This is a genomic window from Mucilaginibacter phyllosphaerae, assembly GCF_004378255.1.
Classification (GTDB): Bacteria; Bacteroidota; Bacteroidia; order Sphingobacteriales; family Sphingobacteriaceae; genus Mucilaginibacter; species Mucilaginibacter phyllosphaerae.
In genome coordinates, this window is the sequence record NZ_SNQG01000002.1 from 189,967 (window position 1) to 208,965 (window position 18,999).

At 44.6% G+C, this 18,999-nt stretch carries 16 protein-coding genes; 11 read left to right on the plus strand and 5 right to left on the minus strand.

Annotation, left to right across the window (positions count from 1 at the left end; translation table 11 throughout):
* Positions 1-120: 120 nt before the first annotated feature.
* The 6 genes from E2R65_RS05705 to E2R65_RS05730 all read left to right on the plus strand — a co-directional run bounded on the left by E2R65_RS05705 (position 121) and on the right by E2R65_RS05730 (position 5,135).
* Positions 121-999 (plus strand): cell division protein FtsX, encoded by an 879-nt coding sequence (locus E2R65_RS05705; protein WP_134335535.1) that lies wholly within the window; start codon positions 121-123, stop codon positions 997-999.
* Between the two features lie 71 nt (positions 1,000-1,070).
* Positions 1,071-1,331, plus strand: a complete 261-nt coding sequence (locus E2R65_RS05710) for a DUF3098 domain-containing protein (RefSeq protein WP_134335536.1) — start codon at positions 1,071-1,073, stop codon at positions 1,329-1,331.
* A complete protein-coding gene (locus E2R65_RS05715; protein WP_134335537.1) occupies positions 1,331-2,125 on the plus strand; it encodes an undecaprenyl-diphosphate phosphatase in 795 nt (264 codons plus the stop codon). Before E2R65_RS05710 ends, E2R65_RS05715 begins: the two co-directional genes overlap by 1 nt.
* A 92-nt stretch (positions 2,126-2,217) precedes the next feature.
* On the plus strand, positions 2,218-2,943 hold the full coding sequence (truB, locus tag E2R65_RS05720; protein WP_229704646.1) for a tRNA pseudouridine(55) synthase TruB: 726 nt from the start codon (positions 2,218-2,220) through the stop codon (positions 2,941-2,943).
* A 72-nt stretch (positions 2,944-3,015) separates the two neighbouring features.
* Complete coding sequence (locus E2R65_RS05725; protein WP_134335539.1) at positions 3,016-3,966, plus strand: bifunctional riboflavin kinase/FAD synthetase; 951 nt, start codon at positions 3,016-3,018, stop codon at positions 3,964-3,966.
* A 116-nt stretch (positions 3,967-4,082) separates the two neighbouring features.
* Entirely contained in the window at positions 4,083-5,135 is a 1,053-nt protein-coding gene (locus E2R65_RS05730) for a DUF2157 domain-containing protein (protein WP_134335540.1), read from the plus strand.
* 10 nt (positions 5,136-5,145) lie between these two features.
* On the opposite strand, the gene E2R65_RS05735 is transcribed toward E2R65_RS05730, so the two are convergent.
* Positions 5,146-6,000, minus strand: a complete 855-nt coding sequence (locus tag E2R65_RS05735) for an ATP-grasp fold amidoligase family protein (RefSeq protein WP_134335541.1) — start codon at positions 5,998-6,000, stop codon at positions 5,146-5,148.
* A gap of 110 nt (positions 6,001-6,110) precedes the next feature.
* A complete protein-coding gene (locus E2R65_RS05740) occupies positions 6,111-6,737 on the minus strand; it encodes a LysE family translocator (protein WP_134335542.1) in 627 nt (208 codons plus the stop codon).
* Positions 6,738-6,876: 139 nt separating this feature from the next.
* On the opposite strand from E2R65_RS05740, the gene E2R65_RS05745 reads away from it, so the two are divergent.
* Both E2R65_RS05745 and E2R65_RS05750 read left to right on the plus strand, forming a co-directional pair.
* The gene (locus tag E2R65_RS05745) at positions 6,877-7,800 is read left to right on the plus strand and encodes a cobalamin-binding protein (RefSeq protein WP_134335543.1); all 924 of its coding nucleotides are present in this window, start codon (positions 6,877-6,879) and stop codon (positions 7,798-7,800) included.
* A gap of 356 nt (positions 7,801-8,156) precedes the next feature.
* A complete protein-coding gene (locus tag E2R65_RS05750) occupies positions 8,157-10,712 on the plus strand; it encodes a family 20 glycosylhydrolase (protein ID WP_134335544.1) in 2,556 nt (851 codons plus the stop codon).
* A 205-nt stretch (positions 10,713-10,917) separates the two neighbouring features.
* Here the strand turns inward: E2R65_RS05750 and E2R65_RS05755 are convergent, their stop codons facing one another.
* Both E2R65_RS05755 and E2R65_RS05760 read right to left on the minus strand, forming a co-directional pair.
* Complete coding sequence (locus E2R65_RS05755) at positions 10,918-12,885, minus strand: TonB-dependent receptor (protein ID WP_229704647.1); 1,968 nt, start codon at positions 12,883-12,885, stop codon at positions 10,918-10,920.
* A 183-nt stretch (positions 12,886-13,068) separates the two neighbouring features.
* Positions 13,069-14,382, minus strand: a complete 1,314-nt coding sequence (locus tag E2R65_RS05760) for a PQQ-dependent sugar dehydrogenase (protein ID WP_134335546.1) — start codon at positions 14,380-14,382, stop codon at positions 13,069-13,071.
* 132 nt (positions 14,383-14,514) lie between these two features.
* On the opposite strand from E2R65_RS05760, the gene E2R65_RS05765 reads away from it, so the two are divergent.
* Positions 14,515-16,458, plus strand: a complete 1,944-nt coding sequence (locus tag E2R65_RS05765; RefSeq protein WP_134335547.1) for a gliding motility-associated C-terminal domain-containing protein — start codon at positions 14,515-14,517, stop codon at positions 16,456-16,458.
* Between the two features lie 3 nt (positions 16,459-16,461).
* Here the strand turns inward: E2R65_RS05765 and E2R65_RS05770 are convergent, their stop codons facing one another.
* On the minus strand, positions 16,462-16,983 hold the full coding sequence (locus E2R65_RS05770) for an NADPH-dependent FMN reductase (RefSeq protein WP_134335548.1): 522 nt from the start codon (positions 16,981-16,983) through the stop codon (positions 16,462-16,464).
* Positions 16,984-17,264: 281 nt separating this feature from the next.
* On the opposite strand from E2R65_RS05770, the gene E2R65_RS05775 reads away from it, so the two are divergent.
* Together E2R65_RS05775 and E2R65_RS05780 are read left to right on the plus strand one after the other, a co-directional pair.
* Positions 17,265-18,068: a ParA family protein gene (locus tag E2R65_RS05775; RefSeq protein WP_134335549.1), complete on the plus strand. Its 804-nt coding sequence runs from the start codon at positions 17,265-17,267 to the stop codon at positions 18,066-18,068.
* Positions 18,069-18,076: 8 nt separating this feature from the next.
* Positions 18,077-18,994 carry a ParB/RepB/Spo0J family partition protein gene (locus E2R65_RS05780; protein WP_134335550.1) on the plus strand — a complete coding sequence of 306 codons (918 nt, stop codon included), beginning with the start codon at positions 18,077-18,079 and terminating at the stop codon, positions 18,992-18,994.
* Positions 18,995-18,999 lie beyond the last annotated feature (5 nt).

An 18,999-nucleotide genomic window follows, 5' to 3' on the forward strand; every position in this document is an offset into this window, starting at 1 on the left:
TCATCCTGTTAATCCTTTAATCCAGCAATCGGGTCTCTCGTTAATAATTGTTAATTATCCGTTATAAACTTTTACCTTTAGGGCAGGTTTGTTAATTTCGCAAATTATCTACAATAACGCATGGAAGAATTTGAAGCAAGCGCATCGGCAAAAAAAACAAAAGCGATATATATATCAACTGTTTTTGGGATTGCCATGGTTTTATTGATGATAGGGCTGCTGGGCTTAATATTGGTACACGCCAATAACCTGTCACGCTATGTTAAAGAAAACATTGTGCTGAATATATTTATGGATGATTCTGCCCACGAAACTGATGTGCTGCAATTGCAAAAGCAACTGGATGCTAACCCAATGGTAAAACAAACCCAGTATGTAAGCAAGGAACTGGCAGCGCGTAATCTGCAGAAAGATCTTGGCGAAGATTTTGTGAAATTCCTGGGATATAACCCTTTATCACAATCGCTGGATATTTACCTGAAGGCCGATTATGCCAACAATGCAGGGATAGAGAAATTTAAAAACGATCTGCTTAAAAATAAACTGGTTAAAGAAGTTAAATACCAGCAATCGCTGGTAGATCAGATGAACGCTAACCTTACCTCTATCAGCTTAATTATATTAGGCTTTGCCGGCATCTTCATCATCCTGTCGGTAGCGTTGATCAATAATACCATCAGGCTGGCCATCTACTCGCAGCGTTTCCTCATCAAATCTATGCAGCTGGTAGGGGCAACAAAAGGCTTTATACGTAAACCCTTTTTACTATACGGGATTTGGCATGGTTTATTAGGTGCATTAATAGCCGTTGTAATATTGATAGGTACCTTGTTCCTGGCAAACAAACAAATTCCTGATCTGGTTATTCTGCAAAGCCCTGCCGAGTTTGGGATGGTGTTTTTAGGTATCGTAATACTGGGTATCTTTATTTCGGCGTTTAGCACGTTCCTGGCGGTTAACAAGTTTTTACGCTTAAAAATATACGATCTGTACAGGTAGTTTATTTGTTTATCAGTTCATTTGTAGCTAATCAATAAATCATTAATTCAACAAATCATTAAGTAAAAAATATGGCACTGCAACAATCAAAAACAGCTGCAAGCAAAACACAGCCACCGGTAAGCAATACCACGCCTGTTCAGTTTATATTCAGTAAAGACAATTACATGTGGCTTATCATCAGCATAGCTGTGGTAGCTTTTGGTTTTGTGCTGATGAGTGGTACTACAGATATTTACAGCACCACTAAAATTGTGATTGCACCTATTGTAGTACTGGCAGGGTTCGGGCTGGGTTTTTATGCTATCTTAAAAAAGCCTGCCGCTAAATAATGAATATCATCCACGTAATTGTCCTTGCTATAATAGAGGGCATCACCGAGTTTTTGCCGGTATCATCTACCGGGCACATGATCATTGCATCATCTGTAATGGGTATCCAAAGCGATGATTTTGTAAAGCTTTTTACAGTAGCCATTCAGTTAGGTGCTATCCTGTCTGTAGTAGTGCTTTACTTTAAGCGTTTTTTCCAGTCCATCAATTTTTACTATAAACTTTTTGTGGCCTTTATACCGGCCGCTGTTTTTGGTTTGCTGTTTAGTAAAAAGATAGATGCTTTACTGGAGAGTGCCTTAACGGTTGGTATCACCTTGTTTATTGGTGGTATCATTTTACTTTTTGTAGATAAATGGTTTAACAATCCCGATGTGAAGGAAGAAAAAGAGATCAGCTACTTAACCGCTTTAAAAATCGGTTTCTTTCAATGCTTATCTATGATTCCCGGCACATCACGTTCTGCGGCTACCATTGTTGGTGGTATGAGCCAGAAACTAAGCCGCAAGGCAGCTGCCGAGTTCTCATTCTTTTTAGCCGTACCAACCATGTTTGCTGCAACCGCTAAAAAGCTTTACGATTTTTACAAAGATGGGCATGTGTTTACCGGCGAAGAGATTAAGCTTTTAGCTATAGGTAATGTAATTGCATTCATTGTAGCCTTGCTGGCTATTAAAACATTCATCACATTTTTAGAGCGCCGCGGCTTCCAGCTTTTTGGCTGGTACCGTATTTTGGTAGGCGGGGTAATTATTATCCTTTACCTGAGCGGCCATAATTTGCAGGTGATCTAAACAGGATTTAAGGATTGATGGATTAAGAAATTGATTTTTTACTTTTAATCTCTTCTAAACCTTAATCCCGACCATTCATAAATCATAAAATCGTGTCCTCTTATTCCTCCATACAAAACTTTGCCGACGGGCAGCTCCTTCTTATCAACAAACCCTATAAATGGACCAGCTTTGATGTGGTAGGCAAACTGCGTAACTCTTTTAAGCCCCTGAAGCTTAAGGTAGGCCATGCCGGTACGCTTGATCCGTTGGCTACAGGCTTGCTTATCATCTGCACCGGTAAAATGACCAAGCAGATCGATACCTTCCAGGCAGAGGATAAGGAGTACACCGGTACCATGGTACTGGGCGCAACCACCCCAACCTACGACCTGGAAAGTGAGCCCGAGATAAAATTTGATACCAGCCACCTTACCGAAGAACAAATAAAAGCCGCCTGTGCACAATTTACCGGTGACATACAGCAATACCCGCCCGCGCATTCGGCTATAAAAATTGATGGTGAGCGCCTGTACGAAAAAGCCCGCCGCGGCGAAGAGGTAGAACTTAGGCTGCGTAATGTAACCATATCAGAATTTGAGATAACCCGTGTAGAACTACCGGAGGTTGATTTTAGGGTAGTATGCAGCAAGGGTACTTACATCCGGTCGTTGGTTAATGATTTTGGTATAGCCTTAAACAACGGCGCTTACATGTCGGTACTGAGGCGCACCCGCAGCGGTAATTACAGAATTGAGGACGCGCACGAGATAATGGAACTGGTAGATGCCATTCGTGACCTGAAGGCTAAAGAGCTTCAGCGCAAAGAAGTACAGTAACATCTTTACATTCAATCCGCAAAAACCTTTCGCCATTCTGCATTCTCCTTTTACCTTTGTGAAATCAAGATAATGAAGATCTATAATCATATTGATGAATTTACACCGGTTAAAAATGCCGTGGTTACTATTGGCACTTTTGATGGTGTGCACATTGGGCACCGTAAAATAATATCGCGCATAAAGGAGCTGGCTGCCGCTACAAGTGGCGAAACAGTTATTTTGACGTTTTTTCCGCATCCAAGGATGATCCTACACCCGGAGGATGAAAGCCTTAAATTGATTAACACCATCAATGAGAAAGCAGAATTATTAGAGCAGTTAGGTGTCGATCATTTAATTATCACGCCGTTCTCCAGAGATTTTTCCAATCAAACTGCCGAAGAATATATCCGCGACATACTGGTAAATAAAATTGGCACCAAAACAATTGTAATAGGCTACGACCACCGCTTTGGTAAAGACAGACAAGGCGGCTTGCAGGACCTGCTTGCCCTGGCACCGCAGTATAATTTTGAGGTGGTAGAGATACCTGAGCAGGATATCAACGACGTAGCTATCAGTTCCACACGAATCCGTACAGCCTTAATGGCCAATGACATCCGGATAGCTAATGAATGCCTGGGTTATCCGTTTTTTATTACCGGCAAGGTAGTACGCGGCGACCAGTTGGGCCGCGAGTTAGGTTACCCAACAGCTAATATCCAGATAGAAGAAAATTACAAATTGATACCGGCCGACGGCATTTTTGCGGTGAAAGTTAAAATTGCCGGCAAAGGCTACACGGGTATGGCCTATATTGGCCATCGCCCCACTGTTAACGGGATGACCCGCAATATCGAGGTGAATATTTTTGATTTTAGTTCCGAGATATACAACCAGCAGATCAGGATGGAATTTTTGCACTTTGTACGCGGCGATGTTAAATTTGAATCGCTTGAGCAACTGGTTGTGCAGTTAGGTAAGGATAAGGAAGATGTGCAGGCACTGCTGGTGATTGACGGCCCGCAATTCAATACTTAGTTTTCATTTCAATTTCATATACAAGCCCTAAATTCCGTGTAGATTTATGATGATTAAGTGTTAATTAATATTGTTATTGATCACTTATCTCTATAAATTCGTATATCTATCAAGCTATGGCTAAACTGAATATCGACCGGCAGGAAAGTGAGTTTTTAAACAATACCATAGCGCATTGGCAAAAAAGCAACCTGCTTGATGCTGCCCAGGCCGAAAAGCTCCGTAATTCTTATGAAGTAAAAGGTTTCGATTGGATGCGGTTGGCCAAGTATAGTATTTGGGTGGCTTTATTTTGCGGTGCCATAGCTATCGGGTCGTTAATTGTAGATAGTGCAGTTATTACCTGGCTCAAAAAGCTGTATGATACCCCTGATGTTATTATCAGTATCCTATCCGGCACAGCTGCTGCTGCCTTATTCTACTTAGGCCGCAGGCGTGAAAAATTATACCCTGAAAAGATTTTTAGTAATGAAGCTACCCTGTTTTTAGGCGTTTTTTGCACCGCCAGTTGCATAGCTTACCTGGGTAAAACCTTTGATAATGGTTCGGGGCATTACTCTATATTGTTCCTGGTATCCGTATTGGTATATGGTATATTGGCATCGCGCATGCAATCAAGGCTCATCTGGCTTTTTGCGCTGGTATCGCTCGGCAGCTGGTTCGGCACCGAAACGGGTTACCAAACCAACTGGGCCTTTTACTTTTTGGGGATGAATTATCCGTTGCGTTTTGTGGTATTTGGGTTATTACTGGTAGGGGCCTGCCACCTGCTTAAAGGCAAAAAATGGTTCGCCTACTTTTGGGAGCTTACTTATGTTGTAGGGATGTTATACCTGTTTATGTCGCTTTGGTTATTGAGCATCTTTGGTAATTATGGCAGCCTGGATGTATGGTGGCAAATCAAGCAGATCAGCCTGTTTTACTGGGGAATTATTGCTGCCGTAGCTGCAGGTTTGTTTTTGCTTTACGGCTTAAAATTTAAAGATACAATTGCCCGCGAGTTTGGCATTACCTTCCTTATCATTTTCCTGTACACCAAATACTTTGAGTATTTTTGGGATGGCACCAACAAAACGCTGTTCTTTTCTATCCTGGCCCTATCCTTTTGGCTGGTAGGCCGCAAGGCAGAAAAGATCTGGAACATTCATGTAAAAACCTCTCAGGAATAGTAAGCGCTGTTTAAATAATGCCGGTGCAGTATTTATCCCAATAACTTAGCATCAGCTTTTTTCCAAACCGGGTAAAGTTCATTCCCATAGATGGGGTTGGGGTAAACTCGCCAAATACACAACCGTTGCAGGTAGCATATACATCTATCCTCACAAACATATTATAGCTGCTGCCCAAGGTTTTTACCATCTTCACCATCTCATCAAAACACCCGGGTTTTTTGATGTCTGTTGCAAGCGGATAGTTATGTTGTACCTTTTCCATGGGTTGCCAGTGCTCATCATAAAAAGTACCGAAACCGGTTTTAGGGCTTAACCTTTTAATGGCGTATAAACAGGCTATTTCGCCTTTAAAACAATAAAATTTGTAGTCGGTAAGAATGTCAAATTCCCCGTCCTCATTTTTTAAAAACTCTTCCACTAAAAACTCCTGATGGGGGTTTGCCGCAACCTCTGATCTTAAAATTGCCTTAATTTCATCACAGGTATAAAGCGTTTTATCAAACAGATTAATGCCGTTCTTCATCACAAAAACATTGTTTGAAGAATGCCCTACTGTTGGCCTGATAACATATTGAGGTGGCAGGTCTGCAAAGTTAATATCATCTATATGAGATCCCTTCCAGTAAAGGTGAGGCACTTTGCAGCCATGCATTTTGGCAAATTCCCTGGCGTTATGCTTATTGCTTAATTTGCGTTGCCAGTATGGGTCGTCCATCCACTTATCCAGCGGGTCGTGCCGGCTCATCTTGGTATTTCTCACACGTTCGCCGTGGCGGTTTTGCCAGAAGGTTTCGTGGCGCCTTTTTATTCTTTGTGAAAATTGACCGCTGTTTCTGAAATAATGAATAATGCTGTTGATCATACTTTACAAGATTATCATACCTGAAAATATGGTGCAAGTTATGGTGATCCTTGTAAAAATTAAACACCCGGCATTAAAGTGTATAACAAAACGGGAAAAGTGTGATGTAATTACCTGTGCTTAAAATACACCAGGTAGATCTGCTTAAAAACATGATAAGCTGCAAAGGCAAAAAACAGGATGGAGATAGCAATATCGATAGCTTTGGTGCTTAACTCAAATTTGCGTTGCAGGTAGCTGGCAAACCTGGCATATAAATATAACGCAATGAACGCCCCCGCCGCCGAGCCGATACTGAATATCACCAACGCTAAACGGCCGTCCTCTATCCATTGATGCGTAATGAGGTAAGTGCCCGTAACCATCCAGAAGGGGATCTGCATCGGGTTTAAAAAGCCCAGCAAAATTCCGTATTTGATACTGGCATGGTTGCTATAAGTGGTTTTTGGCGGCTTATTGCGGTTTAACCAAGTAATGGTACCCAGGGTGCCAAAAAGCACCACCATTACCCAGTCGATAATGGTATCCAGCTTAACCTCTTCAGATAGCCATTTGGCGCCCTGCATCACTACATAGGTAAAAAAAAACTCTATACAGCTAAAGGCTATAATAAACTGCAGCGCCTGTTTCATGCCACGGTTTATGGTGATCTGTACCAAAGTAAGGTTGATATTACCGGGAGGTATATAGCCGATGAAATTGGCAATTATCCCGATAAAAAAGGTTAGAAATATCATTAGCGGCAAAGGTAATGTTTAAACAGGAAAAAATATCATGTGCAGGGTATGCGCTGTATTGCGTAGCTGCCAGTATCCACTTATCTAAAAAATGCTGCTATATTTTGCATATTTGCAGCATTGTACCTGCTAAAAAGAAATGTCTGATAAAATAGTTTCGTTATTACCCGCCGCTACCGAAATAGTTTGCGCCCTGGGGCTGCAAGCCAGCCTGGTTGGCCGCTCGCATGAGTGCGATTACCCCGAAGCGGTAAAAAGCCTGCCCGTATGTTCTGAAGCCAACTTTCCGGATGGCTTGAGCAGCGCCGATATTGATGTAAAGGTAAAAGAGATCCTGGCGGATGCTTTGTCGGTTTATACAGTAAAACGCGAGGTGATCAAAGATTTATCGCCTGATGTGGTGATCACCCAGGCACAATGCGAGGTTTGTGCGGTATCGCTGCCGGAGGTGGAGCAGGCGCTGGAATGTTATCTGGATAAACAGGCAAAGATCATTTCGCTGCAGCCCAACAGCCTGGATGAGATCTTTAACGATATTAAATTAGTAGCCAGTACCCTGAAGGTAACCGATGCCGGCGAGCGCTTGCTGGAAGACCTGACAGAGCGGGTAGACATCATTCGCCATAAGCTAAAGTTTATGGAAAACAAGCCAACCGTAGCCTGTATAGAATGGCTGGAGCCGCTGATGATATCCGGCAACTGGGTGCCCGAGCTGGTGCAGATTGCCGGTGGTACGCCTGTATTGGCCCAGGCGGGCAAATATTCGCTCTATGTAAGCTGGGATGACATTCGCGCAAGCGACCCGGACATCATTTTGCTGATGCCTTGCGGATTTGCTATAGAGCGCACCATGCGCGAGATAAGCCTGCTGTTAGGCCGGCCAGGCTTTACCGATCTGAAAGCGGTAAAGAATAACCGCGTTTATATTGCCGATGGTAACCAGTACTTTAACCGCCCCGGCCCAAGGGTAGTAGATTCTGTGGAGATACTTGCCGAGATCATCCATCCCAAGCAGTTTATATTTGGTAACGAAGGCAACGGCTGGGTGAAATTTGCACTTTAAAAAATATTTTAAAAAGATTTCCCGCATCTTAAATTGTTTATATTTACGGTTGAGTAGTCTTCAACAGGCTCAGACCGGCAAGTTGTTAACGTGTCCAGACTGACAAGATGGAGCGCGTACAGAATGACATGGTATTTTAGCATGTCATGGTGAGCCTGTCGAACCATTAACTGCTTTGCTAAGTCTTCGATAAACTCAGACTGACATGGCGAAGATGTCATGGTGAGCCTGTCGAACCATTAGCCAAGCGTATAGGTCTTCGACAAGCTCAGACTGACAAAAGTCGATAGACTCAGACTGACAAAATTGACAAGCTGACTAAAAAATTGAATATTAACTAACCCAAAATATAACCCATGCGCCGCTTTTTTACGCTGATATTTTTTATTGTAATAACCTTTAAAACTGTAATAGTTACGGCTGGTGCGCCGGCTTTTAATGTAAAAGATTTGCACCTGAGCTGGGAGGTGGTTGATAATAATTATCAGAATAAACCACGGGCTTTAACGGCGTTAATTATAACCAATAAAGGCAACCAAACTTTGCCTGCAAGCGGCTGGAAGATCTATTTCAATTCATCGCGCGATTACACATCTGATGCGGTTAGCGGCAATGCTAAAATTGCACAAATAAATGGCGACTTATACTGCATTACGCCTAACGATAAATTTGCAGCCATAAAACCCGGAGAGCATACACGCATAGAATATGTATGTGATGCCCCCGTGGTGAATTTTACAGATGCCATTGAAGGGCCTTATTTTGTTTGGGATGCTGTGCCGGATAAAGGTTACCTGCCCGGCGATTTTACGATAAAGCCATATAGCCCAACTTACCAGGGATTGATAACGCCCGAGATCTTGTATAACCAGAACAAGGTTATTCAGGATATCCCGGCATCGCAGCTGCAAAAAATTATCCCTACGCCGGTTAGCTACATCGAAAACTCGGGTAATTTTATCATAACCAACACCGTAAATATTGTAAGCGACCCACTTTTTGCTAAAGAGAAAGCTTACTTTATTGCCGGATTAGAAAAGCTTTTGGGCAGTAAATTAAAGAATATATCAGCAGGCAAAAGAATAACTTTTAAAAAGGATACCGGCCTGGGTGCCGAGGCTTATACACTCACGGTTACACCAACAAGTATCAATGTAGGCGCATCAACCACGGCAGGTTTGTTTTACGGCATCCAATCCCTGCAAACGGCAATAGCCCCTTCGCCGGGGATGAAAGCGCAAGCCAATATCCCGGTGCCTTGTATGGAAGTTAAGGATGAACCACGTTTCTCTTACCGTGCCGTAATGCTGGATGTTGCACGTAACTTTCAAAGCAAGCAACAGGTAGTTAAGCTTTTAAACCTGATGGGGGTTTACAAACTCAATACCCTGCACCTTCACTTAACTGATGACGAGGGGTGGCGGATAGAGATCCCGTCGTTACCGGAATTGACCGCCGTAGGCTCCAAACGCGGCCATACGCTGGATAGTAAAGCATTGCTGCCTGCTTCTCATGGCTCTGGTCCGGATATTAGCAATATAGCTGGTACGGGCTTTTATACAAAGGCAGATTATATAGAAATTTTAAAATATGCCACCGAACGCCATATTACCGTGATACCCGAGATAGAAACACCCGGCCATGCCCGTGCATCTATTAAAGCGATGACTGCACGCTACAACCGTTTAATGGCTGCCGGTGATAAAGCCGGTGCAGAACGTAACCTGCTGGTAGATCTGAACGATAAGTCTGCCTATCACTCTGTACAATATTGGAATGATAATGTAATAGATGTATCCCTGCCATCAACCTACAACTACATTGAAACCGTAGTGGGAGACCTGGTAAATATTTACAAGGAAGCTGGTGCGCCGCTGCCGCTTATCCACTTTGGGGGCGACGAGGTGCCTGCGCACGTTTGGGAAAAATCGCCAGCTTACCTGGCATTAAAGGCAAGCAATCCCGAAATACAAAATACCGGAGACCTTTGGTATTACTTTTACGGCAGGGTAAATAGTATCTTAAAGAAACGCAATATCCGGATGGCCGGCTGGGAAGAAATGGCCCTGCGTAAAACCCTGGTTGACGGGCAAAGCACCTATGTGCCCAACCCGCAGTTTGCAGGCGAAAATATGCAGGTTGATGTTTGGAACAACGTACTGGGGGATGGGCAGGAAGATCTGGCTTACAAACTGGCTAACGGCGGTTATAAAACCGTGCTTACCTGTGTAACCAACCTGTACTTTGATATGGCCAACTATAAATCTTTTGATGAGCCGGGTTATTATTGGGGGGCTTTTTTGGGGATAGATAAATTTTTCTCGTTCATTCCGTATGATTACTTTAAAAATGCAGATGTGGATAAGAATGGCCGCCCGATAAACCGCAATATCTTTATAGGTAAACAGCGCCTTACCGACTACGGTAAAACCAACATTATTGGCTTACAGGGTGCGTTATGGGGCGAAACTGTAAAAACCCCGGAGCGGATGGATTACATGATATTCCCTAAGCTGATAGGTTTGGGCGAACGCGCCTGGGCCAAAGACCCGGCATGGGCCACCGAGCGCGATACCGCCAAAGCCCGCGAATTATACAACGCCGACTGGAGCAAATTTCTGAACATTTTAGGTAAACGCGAATTGCCGCGCCTGGCTTATTACAATGGCGGCTACAACTTCCGCATCCCTAAGCCGGGTGTGATACTGGAAGATGGTAAATATAAAAGCAACATCCAGTTCCCTGGGATGGTTATCCGCTACACCACCAACGGTAAAGAGCCGGATGCCAACAGCACGATTTACGAAAAACCCATCCCTGCAAACGGTATGATCAAGTTCCGTGCGTTTGATGTTAAAGGCCGTGGCGGTAACGTAGCCGAAGTGCAAAATAAGCAGGAACCGGCGATGTAGGTTAGTCCATAGTAAATGGTTGATAGACCATAGCAAAAGCCGTCATTGGTACCCAACACTTGCGCAAGCTTACAGCTTGTGCCTAAAATGCGGTGAGCTTTCAGCTGACACAAGCTGAAAGCTTGCCTGTTGTTACACACAAGTTACGCTACGCTAAACTTGCGCGAGCGCTATGAACCATCAACTATTTCGCTATAAACCCACCCTACATATTCAAATTTATCCCAAAAAAGTAATTCCTTAGCGGGGCGGGGTTGTAATAACGGTTGCCAACGGCGTTCAGATCATTACCCAGGCTGTATTTTTGATTTAACAAATTATCTGCACCAGCATAAAGTTCTAATCGGGTTTTATGGCTGATATTATGCTGCCAGGACGCTTTGGCCTGTAGTAAATGATACTTAGGCGCATAAACGGTATTGGCATCGTTCAGCGGGATATTGGCGGTGTAGTTATGCTGTATAAATAAAGCAAAAGTTTGCGGCAACAGCATTTGCAAGGACGATACTACCACCTCGCGCGGGACCCCGGTTAAGCGGTTGCCCGAGTAATTTGCCCCGGCCACATTATAGTCCCTGAATTTAAAACGGCTAACCGTGAGCGCGGTATTAAATTGCAGGCCACGGATGATACCATTATTCTTTCTTTTAACAAGCCAATCGGTAAAAGCAAGTTCAAAACCGGGCTGGTTGGTGCCGCCTGAATTGATGTAGTATTCGGTTTCATCGGGGTTTAAGCGGCGAACAATTGATTTATTTAACCGGTAATAAAATACAGAGGCATCCAACAGCATGCTTTCATCTGAATTGCGCAGGCGGAAACCTGTTTCGTAGTTCCAACCCAATTGCGCCTGCAGGCCGGTATTGATGATGTTATTGGTAGGCCTAACCTCTGCCGTGGTAGGCGGCGAATATCCCCGGCTAACCGATGCCCGCCAGATAAAATCATTAGTAACCTGGTAGGAGAGGGCCAGCCTTGGCATTACCACGGCATCAAAATTACGGTTGGTAAAGCCGGTTTCATTCAGTGGCGCCAGATTACGGAATTTGTAGCCGTAGTAATTTAAGCTTGCAGCGGCCTCTACGTGCAGCCGTTTAAAAATATCAGCCGCGTAGCGAACAAAAAAGAAATGCTGCCCGGTGTTGATCTTATCTATCTTTTGCACGTTGCCCTTTTCGCCTGCATTATTATCATAATTGCTTATCTGCGAATTGGTTTGCTGCCACTCTATGCCCAGGTTTAGTTTCCAGTCGAGGTTTTCCTTCCGGATAGCTGCCAGTTCAAAGTAAGTGCGCAGGCCGTAAGTGTTTTCATTGCGCTGTTCATAGTTGGTAATGAATGGGTTGGCAAAATCTACATGATTGCCAAAAACGGCCAATACATTACGGATGCGGTTGGTTAGCCGGGCATCGTTTACCAATCCACCCAAAAGCATTTTGGTATTAATGCGGATCTTCTGCTGGATGGCGCCCGGAAGGGTAGCCGTTGGCAGCCGTGCAGAGCGTGGATTAGCCATCATTTGCGCCAGGTTTAAGCCGCCGGGTGTTTGGTAGTCCAGGTCGGAGTATAAGATGCTTGCACGTAATTCGCTTTGCGGGGCATAGCGATAAGCATCGCCGGCCTGTATATAGGTGCGGTGCATGCGGCTGTTTTGGCGGTAACCATTGTAAGTTTGGTAAGATTGATTGAAGTTGAAGCGGTTTTTAGCACTGGTATTTTGTAACGAAACCTTCTCATGAAACAAACCATACGAGCCGCCGTTGATCCCTGCCGATAGGTAATTGCTATCCATACGGTTCACGGGGTTCAGTAAAACCACACCGCCAGAATTCGCCCCAAAAAGGCTTCCATCCGGCCCTTTTAGCACCTCAATGTGCCTGATATTACTAATATCTATCGCATTAAGATAAGTATTGCCCCCTGCATCGGTTAAAGGGATCTCATCAAAATAAACTTTAACGTCCCGCACCCCAAATGGTGAGCGCAGCAAACTACCCCGGATAGACAGGCGGTAACTTCCCGGCGAACGTTCTTCAGCGCGTACGCCCGGTACCGTATTCAGGGCGGTAACAAATGAATTATCGGGCTGTAACCGTAACTGCGCCCCACCCAAAACGCTTACAGAGGCGGGCACACTTAAAACCGGCTGTTCTGACAAATAGCCCTTTACCATAACGGGGGGTAATTGCCGTACGGTATCGGGTTTACCGTCAGGCTTTGTCTGCGCAAAAGCAGTATTAAAAAATAGGAGGAATAAAAATAAACTTGAGTAGTTTTTTATCATAAAAGCATTCAAACTAAACAAAAATAGCCCTTTACATGATGTTGGGCTATTTTTTGTTTTAATATTTGAAAGTTATTTTGCGCTAACCCGCCATATACGGTTGCTGGCATCATCTGCCACTAACAGCGAGCCATCTTTAGCTACAGCTACGCCAACCGGGCGGCCGTAAACTTCTTTCTTTTCTAAATTGGCTACAAAGCCGGTTAAAAAATCTTCCATTTTAGGGGCAGGTTTATTGTTGGTAAAGGGCACAAAACCCACCTTGTAACCAGATAGCACCGACCGGTTCCATGACCCATGCTGGCCGATGAACGCACCGTTATGATATTTAACCGGGAATTTTTTGCCAGTGTAAAACTCCAAACCTAAGGATGCGGTATGCGGGCCTAAAGACAGATCGGGCGTGATAGTTTTTTTTACCATGTCCGGGCGTTTAACTTCCGGCCTCGGGTCTTCATGCTGGCCAAAGTAGGCCCAGGGCCAACCGTAAAAGCCGCCTTCTTTAACGCTGGTCAGGTAATCGGGCACCAGGTCGTCGCCTAATTTATCGCGCTCGTTCACTACGGCATATAATACGCCCGTTCCCGGCTGCAAGGCTATCCCCGCAGGGTTGCGCAAGCCGCTGGCATATACCCGTTCGCCGCTGCCATCGGGGTTTATCTCCAGCACGTCGGCGCGGCGTTTTTCTACCTCCATACCTTGCTCGGCAATGTTGGTGCCCGAGCCTACGGCCACATAAATTTTGGTGCCAGCTGCATTTGCTTTGATATTACGCGTCCAGTGGTTATTATAGCCGCCCGCAGGCAACGATAGTATCATTTTGCCGGGTGTGGTTATTTTGGTTTGGCCGGGTTTATAATCGTAGCGCCACAGGCCATCGGTATTGGCTACGTAAAAATAGTTGCCCAGTATCAGCATGCCGTAGGGCTGGTTTAGCTGGCTTAAAAATACGGTGCGGGTATCGGGTGTGCCGTCGTCATTGGTATCGCGCAGTAAGGTGATCTGGTTGGCGCTTTTGCCCATGTTTTGTGAGGCCGCGGCGCCTATTATTTTAGCGCCTATCTTTTTAACGCCCTTAGCCTCAGTATTGGCTTCGGATACAAAAATATCACCGCCCGGGGCGATGTATATATTGCGTGGATTTTTTAAGCTATCGGCAAATAAGCTTACTGTAAAGCCCGCAGGTGCAACGGGGGTTTTACCGGCCGGCCAGCCTATCACTTTGCAGTAATTACTTACAGATTTGGTTTGGTAAGGGGCGGGTAGTTTAACCTCTTGCTGAACATCGGTATTTACGTTTGCGGCTTTGGTGCTGTCTGCTTTTTTTTGCTGGCAGCTGGCAGCAAGCAGGGTAATACTTAAAGTATAAGCAAGGTATGTTTTCATGTTTGTTTTTTAGTTAAATAAATAACCTTAAAGTATGGGCTTTTGTTTGGTGCGTGATTATGGCGCTTTACAGTCAATAATAAATACAATTATTGGCCAAAAACAATATTTTTGATATCTGCAGAATAACAGATGTATTGCAATAAGGGTAAATTATATATCATAGCACTTTTAATGCTGGTAACCATGCAAGCCGCTGCACAAGTTTCTGAAGGTGCACTGGGCGACCCGGTAGTTAACATCGATTTTGGATCTAACGGCACCCCAAAGCTACCTGTAACAGATTATACCTATACCAGCAATACCTGCCCTATCGATGGTTCTTACAGCGTAGGTACAAGCACAAATAATTGTTTTGGCGGCACCTGGCACACGGTTACGCATGACCATACCGGTAATACAGGCGGCTATATGATGATTGTGAACGCAGATGAAACCCCCAACAAAGAATTTTTTAGGCTAACAACAGATGCTGGCGTATTGTGCGAAAATACTACCTATGAGTTTTCGGCATATATACTTAACCTGATAAAGCAAGATGGGCAGGCCATAAAACCCAAAATAACGTTTATTATAGAAACACCCGAGGGCGTACAGTTAAATTTGCCATATACGGTAGAGATACCCCTATCTGCAAGTGCAGACGGCTGGATAAAATATGGCACCAAATTTACCACCCTGCCGGGAATTACCCGTGTAGTGATCAGGATGGTGAATAATGCGCCCGGCGGTAACGGTAACGATCTGTTGCTTGATGATATTGTTTTCAGGGCTTTCGGGCCGGTTTCAAAAGCCGGTTTTGCAGGCGATATAAATGTTACTGATCAAAATGCGTGTGTAGGGCAGCCCGCATCTTACAATATTACAGCCGTAACCGGTACCGGTTTTACAATGCCAATGTACCAATGGCAGCAAAATTTAAATGATGGCAATGGTTGGACAGATATTGCCGGGGAAGTTGATCCTGCGTCGTTAAAAAGGGATTTCCCAAGTGCAAAATTAGGCATTTACCAGTATAGATTAGGCGCAGCCGAGGGTAATAACATCAATTCTTTAAATTGCCGTGTATATACAAATGCAATTAGTATTAACGTAACAGCTTTCCCGTTACCGCCAACAGCTACTTCACAGCAAGTATGTGAGGGCGATGCGCTTACCTTAACCGCAACCGGCGGGGCCACCTATACGTGGAGCGGGCCCAATTTGCAGGCAACCTCGCAAAACCCGGTTAATATACCCAATGCCAGCGCAATAAATGCAGGCACGTATCACCTGGTGATCACCTCAGCGGGCAATTGTTTTACCTCTGCCGATGTGCAAGTAACTGTTAACGCCAAGCCTGTAGTTAATGTTAGCCCAACAAAACAAATATGCTCGGGTACCGGCACCACTATCAATGCTTTTGCCACGGATGCGGTAAAGTATAGCTGGTCGCCTGCGATTGGCTTATCTGATGCAAATTCGGCTAATCCGGTTGCCAGTCCGTCTGCCTCAACGCTATACACGGTTAAAGTAACCAATGCCAGTAACTGTGTTGGCACGGGTACCGTACAGGTAAATGTTTTACCTACACCGGTAGTTAACGCGGGCAGTAACAAAAAGATATTTGAGGGGCAGTCTGTTAAACTTGATGGTAACGCCGTTGGTGATGTGGTATCTTACATCTGGACACCTGCAGATTACCTGGACAACCCCGCTTCCCTAACACCAATAGCAACCCCGCCTGCAGATATTATTTATACACTTAACGCTATATCCGTTAATAATTGCAGTGTTAACGCCAGTAGCGTTTTTGTTAGGGTTTATAATAAAATTGACATACCAACAAGCTTTACACCTAATAACGATGGCGTAAACGATAGCTGGAACATTGCAGCTTTAGAAACGTACCCGCAAAGCCTTACCACCATATTAACCCCAAACGGTAAGCAGGTATTCCAAAGCAGGGGCTACGGCAAAGCCTGGGATGGCAAATTTAACGGCAGTGCCCTGCCTGCAGGTACTTACTACTACATTATCGACTTTAAAAAAGATGGGCTCCCTGCAAAATCCGGCTGGGTGTTGCTAATGCGCTAAGCCTTAAAACATAATAAATTTATCCATTTGCTCGGTAGTGTAGCGCAGGGTATCTTCCTGGGTAAGATTCCCCCCGGCATCCATTTCTTTACGGATGGATGCGATATGCAGCTTTAAGGGCATTACATGCAGGTTAAGGTAATGGCAAACGCCGGTAAAATGATCTATCCCCCTGATGTTGCCATACTTGCCGGATGACAAGCCCACCAGTGCAGCCTTCTTATCGTAAAAACTCTCGGGGAAGCTGCAGGCATCTACAAAAACCTTTAATATACCCGGGAAACTGCCGTTATATTCCGGGATGATGAACAGGAATTTTTCGGTAGCGGTGATGATCTGTTGGATCTCGTTAAAAGCTTCGCTGCGTTTGCCGTACAGGTCGGTTTCGATCAGGTTGGGCGGCAGCTGTGCCAATGATAGCAAATTACAATCGAGCCCTTTGGCGGCAAGCTGCTTTTGATAGTATTTGGCAAGCTGCAGCGTTAAGCTTCCGGGGCGGTTGGTTGATGCTATGATGGTGACCATGTTGTTAGTGAGTAGTGAATAGAGAGTGGTGAGTAGTTAAATAGCTAATTTAAAGACAGGTTTAAATCATGATTATAAGCACGTTATAAAACCATTCTCTATTCACCACTTACCACTTAACCAAACTCAAATATGTTTGTAAGTTGGCAAAACTGTTAATTTCTCAATTATTTAAATCCGTATCTTTAGCGTCGGACAAAAAACAGTACAAACATAAAAATTTATGCGCCTGTTTTTCGTTTGTTATAAACCGCATACTTAATTTTTTTAGAGATACCAGAATGGGTAAAATTATTGCTTTAGCAAATCAAAAAGGTGGCGTTGGTAAAACTACATCATCCATAAACCTTGCCGCAAGTTTAGCTGTGTTAGAATACAGGACATTGCTTGTAGATGCCGACCCGCAGGCCAACTCAACATCGGGCATTGGTTTCGATCCGCGCAATATCAAAAATAGTATATACGAATGTATCATTAATAATATTAACCCGCATGATGCCATTCAAAAAACCGAAACACCAAACCTCGACCTGCTGCCGGCACATATTGACCTGGTTGGCGCCGAGATAGAAATGATAAACCTAACCAACCGCGAGTATAAAATGAAAGCGGTGCTGGAAAGCGTGCGCGATGAGTATGATTTTATTATTATCGACTGCTCTCCGTCGTTAGGTTTAATTACCATTAACGCCCTTACCGCTGCCGATTCGGTGATCATCCCGGTACAATGCGAGTATTTTGCGTTAGAGGGTTTGGGTAAACTTTTAAATACCATCAAAATTGTACAGTCGCGCCTGAATATGCAACTGCAGATTGAGGGGATATTGTTAACCATGTATGATGTGCGCCTGCGCCTTTCAAACCAGGTGGTTGATGAGGTGCGCACCCATTTTGAGGATATGGTTTTTGATACCATTATACAGCGTAACACGCGCTTAAGCGAGGCGCCAAGTTTTGGTATATCGGTAATTATGCACGATGCCAACTGTAAGGGTGCCGTAAATTATTTGAACCTTGCCCGCGAGATCATCCGCAAGAATGGCCTGGTGAGTAACGAGGAACTGGCAACCACCGTAACAGCTTAACAAAAACAATGAGTACAGAGAAAAGAAACGCTTTGGGAAAAGGTTTAAGCGCCCTGCTGAACGATTCCCCGAACGTAAATACCAATAATAAAAAAACTTATGCCAACCCGTCTAACCCGGTATCAGAACTGGATAGCCTGGGCTCGGTAAATGAGATCAAGATAAGCGAGATAGAGGTTAACCCTTTTCAGCCCCGCACCGAGTTTGATGAGCAGGCCCTGGCAGACCTGTCGGCTTCCATAAAATTACAAGGGCTGATACAGCCTATCACCGTGCGTAAGGTTAGCGCACATGCCTATCAGCTGATATCCGGCGAGCGCAGGCTGCGTGCCTCTAAAATGGCAGGCCTTACCCAGATCCCTGCTTATGTGCGCACCGCTAACGACCAGCAGATGCTGGAGATGGCCTTGATCGAGAACATACAGCGCGAAAACCTGAATGCCATTGAAGTTGCCCTGAGCTTTCAGCGAATGATAGACGAGTGCAGCCTGAAGCAGGAAGAACTGGGCGACCGCGTAAGCAAAAACCGATCAACCGTTACCAATTATTTAAGGTTATTAAAATTGCCGCCTACCATACAGGCATCCATCCGCGATGGCGGCATTACCATGGGGCATGCCAAAGCCTTGCTGGCTGTAGATGACCCAACCGTACAGCTTTACATTTTTCAGCAGATCATTAAAAACGAACTGTCTGTACGTAAGGTAGAGGAGATGGTGAGGGAGATTCAGAAAGCCCCGCAAAAAAAGGAAGGTAAACAGCCCGAAGCGCTGCCCTACCAGCTGCAAAAGGTGCAGGACGACCTGGCATCAAAGTTTAGCACCAGGGTTAAGCTTAAAGTTAATGCCCAGGGCAATGGAAGCATAGAAATTCCGTTCTTATCCGAAGATGATCTGGGCCGTATATTGGAAATGCTGGATTGGTAATACAT

Excerpts from the sequence above, each read along its gene's own strand:
- E2R65_RS05705 (WP_134335535.1), top strand. The coding sequence starts at position 121 with ATGGAAGAATTTGAAGCAAGCGCATCGGCAAAAAAAACAAAAGCGATA.
- E2R65_RS05710 (WP_134335536.1), top strand. The coding sequence starts at position 1,071 with ATGGCACTGCAACAATCAAAAACAGCTGCAAGCAAAACACAGCCACCG.
- E2R65_RS05715 (WP_134335537.1), top strand. The coding sequence starts at position 1,331 with ATGAATATCATCCACGTAATTGTCCTTGCTATAATAGAGGGCATCACC.
- E2R65_RS05725 (WP_134335539.1), top strand. The coding sequence starts at position 3,016 with ATGAAGATCTATAATCATATTGATGAATTTACACCGGTTAAAAATGCC.
- E2R65_RS05730 (WP_134335540.1), top strand. The coding sequence starts at position 4,083 with ATGGCTAAACTGAATATCGACCGGCAGGAAAGTGAGTTTTTAAACAAT.
- E2R65_RS05735 (WP_134335541.1), bottom strand. The coding sequence starts at position 6,000 with ATGATCAACAGCATTATTCATTATTTCAGAAACAGCGGTCAATTTTCA.
- E2R65_RS05740 (WP_134335542.1), bottom strand. The coding sequence starts at position 6,737 with ATGATATTTCTAACCTTTTTTATCGGGATAATTGCCAATTTCATCGGC.
- E2R65_RS05745 (WP_134335543.1), top strand. The coding sequence starts at position 6,877 with ATGTCTGATAAAATAGTTTCGTTATTACCCGCCGCTACCGAAATAGTT.
- E2R65_RS05750 (WP_134335544.1), top strand. The coding sequence starts at position 8,157 with ATGCGCCGCTTTTTTACGCTGATATTTTTTATTGTAATAACCTTTAAA.
- E2R65_RS05755 (WP_229704647.1), bottom strand. The coding sequence starts at position 12,885 with ATGGTAAAGGGCTATTTGTCAGAACAGCCGGTTTTAAGTGTGCCCGCC.
- E2R65_RS05760 (WP_134335546.1), bottom strand. The coding sequence starts at position 14,382 with ATGAAAACATACCTTGCTTATACTTTAAGTATTACCCTGCTTGCTGCC.
- E2R65_RS05765 (WP_134335547.1), top strand. The coding sequence starts at position 14,515 with ATGTATTGCAATAAGGGTAAATTATATATCATAGCACTTTTAATGCTG.
- E2R65_RS05770 (WP_134335548.1), bottom strand. The coding sequence starts at position 16,983 with ATGGTCACCATCATAGCATCAACCAACCGCCCCGGAAGCTTAACGCTG.
- E2R65_RS05775 (WP_134335549.1), top strand. The coding sequence starts at position 17,265 with ATGGGTAAAATTATTGCTTTAGCAAATCAAAAAGGTGGCGTTGGTAAA.
- E2R65_RS05780 (WP_134335550.1), top strand. The coding sequence starts at position 18,077 with ATGAGTACAGAGAAAAGAAACGCTTTGGGAAAAGGTTTAAGCGCCCTG.